The 13,327-nt window shown below is 70.8% G+C and carries 13 protein-coding genes; 8 read left to right on the top strand and 5 right to left on the bottom strand.

What is annotated here, in order from left to right:
- Nucleotides 1-58: 58 nt before the first annotated feature.
- Nucleotides 59-1,204 carry a hypothetical protein gene (locus ACLQ3F_RS16580; protein WP_425849862.1) on the top strand — a complete coding sequence of 382 codons (1,146 nt, stop codon included), beginning with the start codon at nucleotides 59-61 and terminating at the stop codon, nucleotides 1,202-1,204.
- On the opposite strand, the gene ligD (ACLQ3F_RS16575) is transcribed toward ACLQ3F_RS16580, so the two are convergent.
- Both ligD (ACLQ3F_RS16575) and ligD (ACLQ3F_RS16570) read right to left on the bottom strand, forming a co-directional pair.
- Nucleotides 1,113-2,027, bottom strand: a complete 915-nt coding sequence (ligD, locus tag ACLQ3F_RS16575; protein WP_425849860.1) for a non-homologous end-joining DNA ligase — start codon at nucleotides 2,025-2,027, stop codon at nucleotides 1,113-1,115. The two genes, ACLQ3F_RS16580 and ligD (ACLQ3F_RS16575), sit on opposite strands and share 92 nt — an antisense overlap.
- Nucleotides 2,017-2,958, bottom strand: a complete 942-nt coding sequence (gene ligD / locus ACLQ3F_RS16570; RefSeq protein ID WP_355004944.1) for a non-homologous end-joining DNA ligase — start codon at nucleotides 2,956-2,958, stop codon at nucleotides 2,017-2,019. The genes ligD (ACLQ3F_RS16575) and ligD (ACLQ3F_RS16570) overlap by 11 nt, the downstream gene beginning before the upstream one ends.
- Before the next feature lie 86 nt (nucleotides 2,959-3,044).
- Here ligD (ACLQ3F_RS16570) and ACLQ3F_RS16565 point away from each other — a divergent pair, with 86 nt between their 5' ends.
- The 6 genes from ACLQ3F_RS16565 to ACLQ3F_RS16540 all read left to right on the top strand — a co-directional run bounded on the left by ACLQ3F_RS16565 (nucleotide 3,045) and on the right by ACLQ3F_RS16540 (nucleotide 8,345).
- The gene (locus ACLQ3F_RS16565; protein ID WP_425849857.1) at nucleotides 3,045-4,073 is read left to right on the top strand and encodes a Ku protein; all 1,029 of its coding nucleotides are present in this window, start codon (nucleotides 3,045-3,047) and stop codon (nucleotides 4,071-4,073) included.
- Nucleotides 4,074-4,146: 73 nt separating this feature from the next.
- Entirely contained in the window at nucleotides 4,147-4,785 is a 639-nt protein-coding gene (locus tag ACLQ3F_RS16560; protein WP_425849854.1) for a DUF4241 domain-containing protein, read from the top strand.
- Between the two features lie 146 nt (nucleotides 4,786-4,931).
- Complete coding sequence (locus ACLQ3F_RS16555) at nucleotides 4,932-5,603, top strand: FKBP-type peptidyl-prolyl cis-trans isomerase (protein WP_357203787.1); 672 nt, start codon at nucleotides 4,932-4,934, stop codon at nucleotides 5,601-5,603.
- 189 nt (nucleotides 5,604-5,792) lie between these two features.
- Entirely contained in the window at nucleotides 5,793-6,620 is an 828-nt protein-coding gene (locus ACLQ3F_RS16550; RefSeq protein ID WP_425850298.1) for an SCO6745 family protein, read from the top strand.
- Between the two features lie 32 nt (nucleotides 6,621-6,652).
- Nucleotides 6,653-7,306 carry an HAD family hydrolase gene (locus ACLQ3F_RS16545; protein ID WP_425849852.1) on the top strand — a complete coding sequence of 218 codons (654 nt, stop codon included), beginning with the start codon at nucleotides 6,653-6,655 and terminating at the stop codon, nucleotides 7,304-7,306.
- 28 nt (nucleotides 7,307-7,334) lie between these two features.
- A complete protein-coding gene (locus ACLQ3F_RS16540) occupies nucleotides 7,335-8,345 on the top strand; it encodes an NADPH:quinone reductase (protein WP_425849849.1) in 1,011 nt (336 codons plus the stop codon).
- A 183-nt stretch (nucleotides 8,346-8,528) separates the two neighbouring features.
- Here the strand turns inward: ACLQ3F_RS16540 and ACLQ3F_RS16535 are convergent, their stop codons facing one another.
- Nucleotides 8,529-10,163, bottom strand: a complete 1,635-nt coding sequence (locus ACLQ3F_RS16535; RefSeq protein ID WP_357203803.1) for a fatty acid--CoA ligase — start codon at nucleotides 10,161-10,163, stop codon at nucleotides 8,529-8,531.
- A 72-nt stretch (nucleotides 10,164-10,235) separates the two neighbouring features.
- On the opposite strand from ACLQ3F_RS16535, the gene ACLQ3F_RS16530 reads away from it, so the two are divergent.
- Nucleotides 10,236-10,727 carry an NUDIX domain-containing protein gene (locus ACLQ3F_RS16530; protein ID WP_357203793.1) on the top strand — a complete coding sequence of 164 codons (492 nt, stop codon included), beginning with the start codon at nucleotides 10,236-10,238 and terminating at the stop codon, nucleotides 10,725-10,727.
- 78 nt (nucleotides 10,728-10,805) lie between these two features.
- Here ACLQ3F_RS16530 and ACLQ3F_RS16525 read toward each other — a convergent pair whose 3' ends face one another.
- Together ACLQ3F_RS16525 and ACLQ3F_RS16520 are read right to left on the bottom strand one after the other, a co-directional pair.
- Nucleotides 10,806-12,482 (bottom strand): MDR family MFS transporter, encoded by a 1,677-nt coding sequence (locus ACLQ3F_RS16525; RefSeq protein WP_425849847.1) that lies wholly within the window; start codon nucleotides 12,480-12,482, stop codon nucleotides 10,806-10,808.
- 206 nt (nucleotides 12,483-12,688) lie between these two features.
- Nucleotides 12,689-13,231, bottom strand: a complete 543-nt coding sequence (locus ACLQ3F_RS16520; RefSeq protein WP_425849844.1) for a type 1 glutamine amidotransferase domain-containing protein — start codon at nucleotides 13,229-13,231, stop codon at nucleotides 12,689-12,691.
- Nucleotides 13,232-13,327: the final 96 nt, after the last annotated feature.

Raw genomic sequence — 13,327 nt, 5'->3', positions numbered from 1 at the left:
CCGGGTGGTCCGGGCACCGTGCAGGTGACCCCGAAGAGAACGCCGCCGAGGAGCGCCCATGCCGACCGGTTCCGACCCCGTCACCGGCGACCGCCCCGCCACCGACCGCCCCGCCGCCGACCGTCTCGTATCCGCCGACCGTCTGCCTCTTCGCCGGCGGCTCCTGCCGGTGATCGCGTTGCTGTTGCTCGCCCCGTGGGCGGCCGAGTGCTCGTGGGGTGGCTTCGCCATCGACGACTTCCTCCCGGTGCTGATCTTCCTCGGCCCGATGTACGGCGGTGCGGCGATCCTCATCCGGGAGACCGCCCGGCACCTCGGCGCGGGCTGGCCGACGATCGTGCTGCTCGCCGCCGCGTTCGGCGTACTCCAGGCCGGGCTGGTCGACCAGTCGTTGTTCAACCCCGACTTCCTGGACGACACGCAGTACGCCGACACCCGCGCCGCCGCCGAGGCGTCGCTGGTGCCGGGGCTCGAATTCAGCCTCCGGCAGGCGTTCGACTACGTCGGCAACCACATCGTGCTGACGATCTGCGCGCCGATCGTGCTGATCGAGTCGTTCCTCGGTGCGGACCGCCGGCTGCGGCCGTGGCTGGGCCGCCCCGGCCTCCTCGTCGTCGGTCTGACCTACCTGCTCGGCAGTCTGTTCATCTTCTCGGACATCAACGGGGACAAAGGCTTCCTGGCCAGCCCGCTCCAACTGGCCTTCGCCGCCGTGGTGGTCGTCGCCCTGATCGCGGTCGCCCTGCTGCCCCGCTGGCGTCATCCCCGCCCGCGTCGGGCCCGTCGGGTGCCGCACCCGCTCTGGGTGGGTCTGCCGGTCGTCCTCGTCCGGTTCGGCGGCGACCTGACGCCCGGCTGGGCGGGAGTGACTGTGGCACTGACGCTGGCAGCCGCCGCCGGGGCCCTGATCGCCTACTGGTCGTCTGGCAGCGGCTGGGGGCAACCGCACGTGCTGACGGCCGGGTCGGCGGGCCTGGTCATCGCCGCAGCATTCGCGTACCTGGTGCCGCCCTACTCCCCGGCGAGCCCGGCAGCGGCCCTGGCCGGCGACGTCGCGGTCACAGTCCTCACGCTCGCCCTGGTCGGCGGCGCCTGGTGGCGGCTGCGCCGCGTCAGTGGGTGGGCAGTTCCGGGCCGCCGTCGAGCAGGGGGCCGAGCAGGTCGTCGTACTCCTCGACCCGGGCCAGGACCTCGGCGGCGGTGAACTGGCGGACGGCCGGCTTCCGGCCGCGAGCGCCGGCCTCCACCTCGTCCCAGGTCAGCGGCGTCGACACCGACGGCACCGACTGGGCCCGCAGCGAGTACGGCGCCACTGTGGTCTTCGCCGCGTTGTTCTGGCTCCAGTCGATGAAGACCTTGCCCGGTCGAAGGTTCTTCGCCATCTTCGACACGATCAGCTTCGGGTGGGCCTTCTCCAACTCCTGCGCGATCCGCCGGGCGTAGTCGGAGACGAGGTCGGACGTCTGGGTGCCGGCGATCGGGCAGCAGAGCTGCATGCCCTTCTTGCCGGACGTCTTCGGGTACGACTCGATGCCGTCGTCGGCGAGGCGGTCGCGCATCAGCACCGCCACCGGGCAACACTCGGCGAGCCCGGCCGGCGGGCCCGGGTCCAGGTCGACGACCATCATGTCCGGGTGCTGGCCCACCTTCCACTGCGGTGTGTGCAGCTCCAACGCGGCCAGGTTGGCCAGCCAGACCAGGGTGGGAAGGTCGTCGGCGACCACGTAGTCGATGGTTTCCCGACCCTTCGTCGACCCGGGCGCCGGCAGGTTCTCCACCCGCACCCAGTCCGGGGTCGCCGCCGGCGTGTTCTTCTCGAAGAACGACTTGTCGTCCACCCCGTTGGGGAAGCGGATCCGGGTGACCGGTCTGTCCCGCAGGTGCGGCAGCAGCACCGGCGAGATCCGGGTGTAGTAGTCGATCACCTCACCCTTGGTGAACCCGGCCGCCGGGTAGAGCACCTTGTCCAGGTTGGACAGCTCCAGCGCACGGCCCTCGACGTCCACCCGTAGCCGATCAGCCGGCATCGTCGACCTCCTCCGGAGGCTTGTCCGGGCGCAACCGCAGCACCCGGGGGAAGCGCAGCCGGCCGTCGGGGGTGCGCTGGCCGTACTTCACCTCCACCACCACCCGGGGTTCTACCCAGATGGCGCCCCGCGCATCCTCGCGCGGCACCCCCGGCGCGAACGGTGACACGCCGGAGCGCAGCGGCTCCAGCTCGGCGAGGAGCTGCCGCTCGATGGCCGCGCCGATCCCGCCGCCGACCCGACCCCGGTAGATCAGTCGGCCATCTGGGCCGGGCACCCCGACCAGCAGCCCGCCGATCCGGCGCGCGCCCGGTCGCCAACCGCCGATGACGAAGTCGCCGGTCACCTCCAGCTTGACCTTCACCCAGTCCGGCGAGCGCACCCCCGGGCGGTAGACGGCCCCGGAGCGCTTGGCCATCACACCTTCCAGGCCGTGCTCCCCGGCCGCCTCGTAGGTCGCCGGCCCGTCCGTGAACATCGGCGGCACCGCCCACCGGAGGCCACCGAGCGCCAGCGCGTCCAACGCCTCCCGGCGGCGCTCGTACGGCCAGCCGGTCAGGTCGTCGCCGTTCAGTCGGAGCAGGTCGAAGATCATGTAAGTCACCGGCATGACCGCTGCCAACCGGGCCGCCTTGGCCCGGTCCCGGACGTGCATCCGCTCGGCCAGTGCGGTGAACGACGGCTGCCCACCCTGGCCGAGCAGCACCACCTCACCGTCGAGCAGCGCGTCGTCGACCTGCTCGGGCAGGGTTGCCAACTCCGGGTACGCGGCGGTGATCTCCACGCCGGAGCGGGCATAGAGGTGTTGACCGCCGCCTGAGATGTCGGCCAGGGCGCGGACGCCGTCCCACTTGAACTCGTACGCCCAGCCGTCGCCGGCCGGGAGCGGCCCGGTCATCGCGAGCATCGGCTTGAGCGGCGCTCCGGGCACGACCCGAATTGTAGTAGCGGGCCGAACACCTCGCGTCAGGTTCCTTCGGATGCGAGCATGGTCGATACCGGGGAAGGGAGCGCAGGATGCGTGCCATCTGGAAGGGAGCCGTGTCGTTCGGGCTCGTCTCGATCGGGGTGAAGCTCTACTCCGCGACCGAGGAGAAGGACATTCGGTTCCACCAGGTGCACCGCGAGGACGGCGGCCGGATCCGCTACAAGCGCACCTGCTCGGTCTGCGGCGAAGAGGTCACCTACGACGACATCGCCAAGGGCTACGACATCGGCGGCGGCGAAATGGTGATCCTCACCGACGAGGACTTCGCCGACCTGCCGCTGACCAGCTCCCGTGCGATCGACGTGCTGGAGTTCGTGCCGGCCGAGCAGGTCGACCCGATCCTCTACAACAAGGCGTACTTCCTGGAGCCGGAGGGCGCCGCTACCAAGCCGTACGTGCTGCTGCGCGACGCGCTCATCGACTCGGAGCGGGTGGCCATCGTCAAGGTGGCGCTGCGCCAGCGGGAGCAGCTGGCCACGCTGCGGGTCCGTGAGGGTGTGCTGCTGCTCAACACCATGCTCTGGCCGGACGAGATCCGTACCCCGGACTTCGGTTTCCTCGACGAGGACCTCAAGGTGCGCCCCCCGGAGCTGGCCATGGCCAGCTCGCTGATCGACTCGATGACCGGCGAGTTCGAGCCGGACGTCTTCACCGACGACTACCGGGCCGCGTTGCAGGAGGTCATCGACGCCAAGGTGGAGGGTCGGGAGGTCGTCCAGCCGGAGGAGGTCGAGGAGGCCCCGGCCGCGGCGGTGGACCTGATGGCGGCGTTGAAGGCCTCGGTGGAGCGCGCCAAGGCGGCTCGCGGCGAGCAGCCCGCCGGCGGGGGTGGTGGCGGGGGTGCGCCGACGCCCATCTCGTCGGCCCGGTCGGCGCAGAAGGCAGCCGAGAAGAAGGCGGCCAAGGCACCCGCGAAGAAGACCGCGGCGAAGAAGACGGCCGAGAAGAAGGCGGCGGAGCCGGCGAAGAAGACCGCCACCAAGAAGACCGCCGCGAAGAAGGCGGAGCCGGCGAAGAAGACCGCCGCACGCAAGACCGCACCCCGCAAGAGCGCCTGACCGTACGGCAGCGGCGGCGGTGTCCGCCTCGCCGGGTACGCTCCGCCGGCCGCTGGCGACCGGAGGAGCCCCCATGCCGTACACCCCTGATCTGGACCGGTTACTGACGCCCGGCGCCCGCTTCACCGACCAGCACGGCGGATACCTGATCGAGGTGCACCCGGTGGGCGACATCGTGTTGCCGACCGGCCGTGTGGTCGGGTGTGACCCGCTGGTCTGCCCGGAGGCGGAGCCGTTCACCGTGACGGTGCCGCCGGGGCGGCATCCCGCGCGCGCCTGGGTGGCTGTGGTGCTCCGGGAGGACGCCGAGGTGGACCGGCGGGTCGCGGCGCTGGAGCTGGTCGTCTCGGCCGAGCCGACGATCCGCTGGGAGCCGGCCGTCGCGGGTGACCAGGACGTGGCCACGCTCGGTGCTGACGACTACTTCGGCTACGGGGTGGATGCCGGCGTCGGCACCTTCGCCGACCCGACCGCCCTCGCCGTCCTGGAGGGCTGGGACGAGGAACTGGTCGAGGAGGTCTTCATCCCGGCCGAGCTGCCCTCGTCCCCGGTTCCGGGGCTGATCACCGCCGTGTTGGACGAGGCCAGCGGTGCCAACGTCGTCACAGTGGCCACCGGTTGGGGCGACGGCTGCTACGGCACCTGGATCGGCCGTGCCGCCGACGGGCGGGTCACCTCGTTCGTGACGGACTTCATGGTCGTCCCGGAATAACCGCCGGGGAAAGACCCGGAACTGTCGCGCTGGGCGATCCGAGGCGTCCGCGGCGGGCACGGTGGGCCGCTGTGCGGGTACCGTGTGCGTCGGCTTTCCCCCCGGCACCGGGTGCCGGCCACACTTCGCAGCAGGGAGTCGACGACGTGAGCGAGCGGACGCAGCAGACGGGCCCGGACCAGAGCCCGGCAACCAAGTCGGGGCGCCGCCTGGCCGCCCAGTTGGCGGAGAAGAAGGCCGCCGACCGGAGGCGGAAGATCAACGCCGGGCTCAGTAGCCTCGCCGCCCTCGCCGTGGCCGCGACGCTGATCGGCGTCTTCGTGGCGATCGGCGGGGGCGACGACAAGCCCAAGACCCAGGCCGACGCGACCCCGTCCGCCTCCGCCCCGGCCCCCGACGAGGCTGGCGCACCCCCCGCTCCGCAGCTGCCCGAGGGCTCCGACCCGGCGCTGGGCACCAAGCCGACGGTGACGCCGGGCACGGGTGACCTGAAGAAGCTCGTGGTCACCCCGCTGATCAAGGGCAAGGGCCCGGCCGTGCAGAAGGGCCAGAACATCACCACCAACTACGTGGGGGTGTTCTTCAAGGACGGCAAGGAGTTCGACTCCTCGTGGAAGGCCGGGCAGCCGGCCACCTTCCCGATCGGCGTCGGCCAGGTCATTCCGGGCTGGGACCAGGGCCTGGTCGGTGTGACAGTGGGCAGCCGGGTGCAGCTCGACATCCCGGGCGAGCTGGCGTACGGCAACGACGAGGCCAACGCCGGTGGACGTCCGACCGGTCCGCTGCGCTTCGTGGTGGACGTGCTCGCCGCCCAGTGACCTGTCCGGATCGTCCCGGTTGTCGCCGGGACGGGATGGAGTTGTTCACATGGGGCTTCCGGCCCGTCACCCAGCGGCAGTAGGTTCGGCGTCACCCCGGGCGGTTCGCCGCCCGGGGTGAGCATCCGGAACCGCGACGCGGAGGTGCATGTGACTGCGCTGGACGAGCCTGGGCGGACCGCCCGGTCGATGTGGGCGTACTTCGAGCCGGTCCACGCTGTCACCTACCTTCACCCCCGGGCGCGTGCCGCGTACGAGGCGGTCGGGTTGCGCGGCTACTGGCGCGGTTACTTCGCCGGCCGGGCCGCGCCGCTGGGAGCCGCCGAGGCGGCCCCGGTGATCGCCGCCTTCTTCAACTTCGCGCCGCCGATGGTGACCCGGGCACTGCCTGCGGTGTGGCGGTTGGCCACTCCCCAGGAGGCGCTGCGCGCCCGCCTGACCGGTGCGGTGCAGGCGCTGGCCGAGTTGACCTACGAGCTTCCTGAGTCGCACCTCGTGGAGGCCGCCGACCTGTTGGAACGGGCCGCATCGGCGGCGCAGACCGCCGGCCGGGTGCTCGGCGCGGCGAACGCGGCTCTCCCGGCCGGTGAGTACCCGTTGGCGCGGCTCTGGCAGGCCGCGACCACGCTGCGGGAGCACCGGGGGGACGGGCACGTGGCGGCGCTGGTGGCCGCCGGCCTGGACCCGGTGGAGACGCTGACCGTGCGGGTCGCGCTGGACGGTTCGCCACCGCAGTACCTGCTGGGCCGGGGCTGGTCCGAGGAGCAGTGGCAGGCCGCCCGCGAGCGGCTCACCGAGCGGGGTTGGCTGACCGGTGACGGCGCGGCCACCGACCACGCCCGGGCCGAGTTCCAGGCCATCGAGGACGCCACCGACCTGGCCGCCGCGCACCCCTGGCAGGCGCTCGGCGCCGACGACACGGACCGGCTGCGGGAGCTGCTGGAGCCGATCGCCCGGTCCGCCCACACCCTGCTTCCCGAGGGCAGCCCGCTCGGTCTGCCCGCGTTGCCCGGCTGACCGGGCACCCACCGGTCGGGCAGGATGGGCCCGTGACTGATGCTGTGGTCTTCGACCTGGACGGCGTGATCGTGGATTCCGAGCCGGTGTGGGAGGAGGTCCGGCGGGCGTACGTGGCGGCGCACGGCGGGACGTGGCAGCCCGACACGCAACGCCGACTGATGGGGATGAGCACCGGCGAGTGGGCGCACTACCTCAGCGGAGAGCTGGGCGTCGACCGCACCGCCGAGCAGGTCGCCGTCGAGGTTGTCGAGGAGATGGCCCGACGCTACCGGGACCACGTACCCCTGATCGACGGCGCCGACCAGGTCGTTCGCGGGCTGGCCGCGCGGTGGCCGCTCGGGTTGGCCAGTTCGTCGCCGACCCGGCTGATCGAGGCGGCGCTGGCGGCGACCGGCCTGACCGACGCGTTCGGCGCGGCCCTCTCCACCGAGCAGACCGAGCGGGGCAAGCCCGCACCGGACGTGTACCTGAGCGTGGCGCAGCGCCTCGGCGTCGACCCGACCCGGTGTGTGGCGGTGGAGGACTCGTCCAACGGGGTGCGTTCCGCCGCGGCGGCGGGGATGCGGGTGGTGGCGGTGCCGCACGGCTCGTACCCGCTCGATCCGGACGCCGCCGGGCTGGCCGTGGTGACGCTGAACGCGATCGGTGAGCTGACCCCGGAGCTGGTGGACGAGCTGGGTTGACCCGGTTCGAGCCGGGTAGAGACCACGGATGAAGGCCATCGTGTACGAGCGCAACGGCGACCCTTCGGTGCTCAACCTGGTCGACCGCCCGGTGCCCGAGCCGGGGGCGGGCGAGGTCCTGGTGCGGATGGCGGTCTCCGGGGTGAACCCGACCGACTGGAAGTCCCGACGCAACAGCCCGCCGAACGGGTGGCAGATCCCCGGGCAGGACGGCGCGGGGTTGGTCGAGGCGGTCGGCGACGGGGTCGATCCCGACCTGATCGGTGAGCGGGTGTGGGTCTGGGAGGCCGCCTGGCAGCGACAGTGGGGCACGACGGCGGAGTACACGCTGGTGCCGGTCCGGCAGGCGGTACGCCTCGGTGCCGCTCCGTTCGAGCTGGGCGCGGCCCTCGGCATTCCGTTCCTCACCGCGCACCGCTGTCTGACGGCTGGCGAGTTCATGCCGGACACTCTGCGGGCGGGCGCGCTGGCGGATCACACGGTGCTGGTGCAGGGCGGCGCGGGCGCGGTCGGCAACGCCGCGATCCAGCTCGCCCGTTGGGCCGACGCCACTGTGATCGCCACTGTGAGCAGCGCGGAGAAGGCCCAGCTCGCAGCCTCGGCCGGCGCATCCTTCGTGATCAACTATCGGGAGCAGGACGTGGTCGAGGAGGTCCACAAGATCGCTCCCGACGGGGTCCACACGATCGTGGAGGTCGCCCCCGCCCGCAACGCCTCGGTCGACGCACGGGTGCTGCGGCACGGCGGCGCGGTCTGCATGTACGCCGACAACGGCGGGGACGAGGTGAGCATCCCGATCCGGGCGATGATGGCGCCGAACGCCCGCTGGCAGTTCGTCCTGGTCTACACCGAGCCGAAGGCGGCCAAGGCGCAGGGCGTGAAGGACGTGGCGGCGGCGGCCAGCCAGGGTGGCATCCGGGTCGGCGCGGACGCCGGCCTGCCGTTGCACTACTACCCGCTGGCGGAGGCCGCCGCGGCGCACCAGGCGGTGGAGGATTCGACGGTGGGCAAGGTGCTCATCACCACCAGCGACGCCTGATCGGGTCGCCGACCACCCGATTTCCCCGTCAGCAGGACAGAAGCGAACAAGTTTCGCAACAATGACGGTGCGGGTTACCCCGCGTGGAGCGGGCGGCCCCGGCGCGGTGCGAACGCCGGGGCCGCCCCTGGGGAGGGTTCAGGAGTAGTCCCGCCCCAACAGGCGACACTGCCGGGGAAAACGTTACGGGGCTGTCAGCTCCCGGACAGTCAGCTCGCCCTCGGCGTACCGCGAACGGACGACCTTCTTGTCGAACTTGCCCACGCTGGTCTTCGGCACCGTGTCGATGAACGCCCAGCGCTCGGGCAACTGCCAGCGCGCCACCGACCCGGCCAGGAAGTCCCGCAACTCCTCGGCGGTCACCGAAGCGCCCTCCCGGACCACGACGGTGGCCAGCGGACGTTCGTCCCATCGCTCGTCCGGGACCCCCACCACGCACGCCTCCAGCACCGCCGGGTGGGCCATCAGCGCGTTCTCCAACTCCACCGACGAGATCCACTCGCCGCCGGACTTGATCACGTCCTTGGCGCGGTCGGTCAGGTTGATGTACCCGTCCGGCGAGAGGGTGCCCACGTCGCCGGTCCGCAGCCAGCCGTCGCGGAACTTCTCCTCGTCCGGGGCGTCGTCACCGACGTACCGGGCGGTCACCCACGGCCCCCGGACCTCCAGCTCACCCACGGCCGTGCCGTCGGCGGGCATCGGGTCGCCCGCCGGGCCGACGATCCGCGCCTGCACGCCCGCCGGCACCCGCCCCTGGGTGTAGCGGTAGCGCCAGGCATCGTCACCTGTCGCACCGGCGGGCGGACGCGAGACCGACCCCAGCGGGGACATCTCGGTCATCCCCCAGGCGTGGATGACGTCGATACCGTGCCGCTCGTCGAACGCGTGCATCAGCGCCGGTGGGCACGCCGAACCGCCGACGATCACCTCACCGAGCGAGGAGGTGTCCACGTCGTGGGTGTCCAGGTAGGCCAGCAGGTCGGTCCAGATGGTCGGCACCGCACCGGCCAGCGTGGGCTTCTCGGCGGCGATCATCTCGGCGATCGGCGCGGCCTGGAGGAACCGGTCCGGCATGATCAGCGACGCGCCGGAGAGGAAGGCCGCGTAGGGCAGGCCCCACGACATGGCGTGGAACATCGGCACGATGGCCAACTCGCGGTCGGTCGGCCCGAGGCCGAAACCCTCAGGCATGCAGACCTGCAACGAGTGCAGGTAGATCGACCGGTGCGAGTAGGCCACGCCCTTCGGGTTGCCTGTGGTGCCCGAGGTGTAGCAGAGCGCGGCGGCGTCGCGCTCGTCCACCTCCGGCCAGTCGTACGTGTCGGGTCGGTCGGCGAGCAACGCGTCCCAGTGGTGCACCGTGATCCGGTCGCCGGCCGCGGCCACCAGCGGCGCCGGGTCGCCACCGCCGACCACCACGACGTGCCGCACGGTGGTCAGCTCACCGATCACCCGGGCCAGCAGCGGAATGAGCGTGCTGTCGACGAGAACCACCCGGTCCTCGGCGTGGTTGGCGATGTAGACGACCTGGTCGGGGAAGAGCCGGATGTTGAGCGTGTGCAGCACCGCACCCATGCTCGGCACCGCGAAGTAGGCGACGAGGTGCTCGTTGTTGTTCCACATGAAGGTCGCGACCCGCTCGTCGCCGGTCACCCCACACTCGTCGCGCAGCCCGTGTGCCAGCCGGGCGGCGGCCCGTCCCACCTCGGCGTACGTCATCCGGCGGGGCTCGGCACCCGTCCAGGTGACCACCTCGGCCGAGCCGTGCACCAGTGCACCGTGGTCGAGGATCCGGGAGATCTGCAGAGGGGCGTCCATCATCGTGCTACGCATGGGTAACAAGCTAGTGTCGCCGGTCACACGTTGGGAACCCCCGGTAAGTTGTCGCAGGTGAGCATCTCCTGGGCCGACTCGTACGTGGGGCAGTTGCGCGCGATCGCCGGCGATCGGACGCTGATGTTCGTCGGCGCTCGTGCCGTGGTCAACGACGACGCCGGACGCGTTCTGCTGATCAAACGCTCGGACAACGGCCAGTGGGCCATGCCGGCCGGCGCGATGGAGCTGGGCGAGTCGATAGCCGACTGCGCGGTACGCGAGGTCCGTGAGGAGACCGGCCTGCGCGCGCTGCGGGTCTGCGCGTTCGCCCTCTACACCGGCCCGGACCGGACGAGCACCAACATGTACGGGCACACTTACCAGGTGTTCACGACCGCGTTCAAGGTGGAGGAGTGGGACGGGCAGTTGGCCCGGGTCACCGACGAGACCACCGACGCCGGCTTCTTCGCCCGCGACCGGTTTCCCACCCCACTCTCCACCTCGGTCATCGAAACCCTTGCCGACCTGGACGTCTTCGAGAAGACGAACCGGCTCATCCTCAAGTAGGGCGCCCCGCCTGACCACCCACGCCCCGGCTGACGCCGACCGCCCCGGAGCGATCCGGGACGGTCGGTGTCGAGACGCTCAGATCATCGTCTGGGACTTGGCCTCCATGTCGGCGGCCGCCTCCTCCTTCGACTCGCGGGTCAACGGCTTGCCGCCCGGAGCCGGGGCCTCCCCGCCGAGCGGGTCGGCGCCACCGGTGGCACCCTTCGGGCCGGCACCCCGCAGCTGCGTGTTGGGCAGGGTCAGGGTGACCACCACCGCCACGATCGCGATCAGGCCGGCGGTCAGGAAGACCATGTCCAGCGCGTCGACGAAGGCACCCTGGATGGCCGCGCGCACCGGCCCCGGCAGGGCCAGGATGGTGGCCGGATCGTTGATCGAGATGTTGGCGCCGCCACTCGCCGCGACCGCTGCCTGCTCCTGCGGCGGGAGCTGCGCGATCGCGCCGGGCAACCGGTCGGCGAGCCCACCGGTCAGCCGGGACGAGAGCACAGTGCCGAGGATCGCCACCCCGAACGAACCACCCAGCGACCGGAAGAAGGTCGCCGAGGAGGTGCCGGCACCCAGGTCGCGTACCGAGACCGCGTTCTGCACCGCCAGGATCAGCGACTGCATGCACAGGCCCAGCCCGACGCCGATCACCACCATGTACCCGAACGCCACCCAGAGCGAGGTGGCCACCTCCAACTGGGTGAAGAGGAACATGCCGACCAGGAGGGTCGCCGAACCGGCCACCGGGAACCACTTGTACCGGCCGATCCGGGTCATCGCGCGGCCGGTGAGGATCGAGGTGATGATGATGCCGGCCATCATCGGCAGCATCAGCAGACCGCTTCGGGTCGGCGAGGCGCCCTTCACGATCTGCAGGTACAGCGGAATGAAGATGATCGAACCGAACATCACCAGACCGATGATGAGCAGCGCCGAGTTGGCCAACGCGAAGGTGGCGTTCCGGAACAGCCGCAGCGGCAGGATCGGCTCGGCCACCCGGGCCTCCTGGAGGACGAAGAGCACCCCCAGCACCGCACCGACCACGAACAACGTGATGATCACGCCAGAGCCCCAGGCGTACTCGTTGCCACCCCAGCTCAGCGCGAGCAGCAGGGAACTCACCCCGGCCACCAGCAGACCGGCACCGAGCCAGTCGATCGAGTGGTCCCGACGTTCGAACGGGATCAGCCGCATCACGTGGTAGCAGACGACGATCGCCAGGATCGCCAGCGGCACGTTGATGTAGAAGATCCACCTCCAGTCGGTCTCCGCGAAGTAACCGCCCACGAGCGGCCCGGCGACCGACGAGATCCCGAAGACCGCGCCAAACAGGCCCTGGTACTTCCCACGTTCCCGGGGAGACACCACGTCCGAGATGATGGTGAACGCGAGCGTGAGCAGACCACCGGCGCCGAGACCCTGGATACCCCGGGTGACGATCAGCTGGGTCATGTTCTGCGACAGCCCGGCCAGCAACGACCCGACCAGGAACGTGCCGATCGAGAAGAGGAAGACCGGCCGACGCCCGTACAGGTCGGCCATCTTGCCGTAGAGCGGCGTCGACGCGGTCGAGGCGAGCAGGTACGCGGTGACCACCCACGAGTAGTGGTTGATCCCGCCCAGCTCGCCCACGATGGTCGGCAGCGCCGTACCGACGATGGTCTGGTCGAGTGCGGCCAGCAGCATGCCGGTCATCAGGCCCAACATGAGCAGCCGGATCTGCTGACGGCTCAGTACCGGCGCATCTGAGGCTTCGGTGGTCATGTGGCCTTCTATCCCGCGAGCCGCAGAACATGCGCCAACCCACCAAAAAACCAACCCCCACCGCCCCCACCCCAACCCCAACCCCCGCCCCAACCCCCCGCCCCAACCCCAACCCCGCCCCGTCAGCGTTGATCATGAAGTTATTGCCACGACACGCCGTGCGAGGTGGCAATAACTTCATGATCAACAGGGTTGGGGGGTGGGAGTTAGGGGGTTGTGAAGGTTTTGGTGATCGTTTCGCAGAAGGCGGGGAGGTCGTCGGGTTTGCGGCTGCTGGTCAGGTTGCCGTCGGTGACGCACTCCTCGTCCACCCAGGTGGCGCCCGCGTTCGTCAGGTCGGTACGCAGGGTCGGCCAGGAGGTGATCCGACGGCCATGCACCACGTCCGCCTCGATCAGCGTCCACGGGCCGTGACAGATCACCCCGACGGGCTTGTCCGCGTCGAAGAACGCCTTCACGAACCGCACCGCGTCCGGGTCGCCCCGCAGGAAGTCCGGGTTCGCCACCCCTCCGGGCAGCACCAACGCGTCGTAGCCGGCGGCGTCGGCCTTGTCGACGGTCACGTCCACGTCGTACGTCTTGGAGTGGTCCAGGTGGTTGAAGGACTGGATGGAACCAGGCTTCAGCGAGACCAGCTCGGCCGTCGCGCCTGCGTTCTCGACCGCCTCGCGTGGCTGGACGTACTCGACCTCCTCGACGCCGTCGGCGGCCAGGAAGGCGATCCGCTTGCCCTGCAATGTCGCTGCCATCTCGGTACATCTCCTTTCCGGGGGGGGTGTCCCTATGGGTTTCGTCAAGCGGGGACGGGTGCCTGATCTGTCGGCCGTGGTTGGTAGGGGATCTTG

It is taken from the genome of Micromonospora sp. DT15 (genome assembly GCF_049841475.1).
GTDB lineage: Bacteria > Actinomycetota > Actinomycetes > Mycobacteriales > Micromonosporaceae > Micromonospora.
This window is presented reverse-complemented; position numbering and strand designations above follow the sequence as displayed.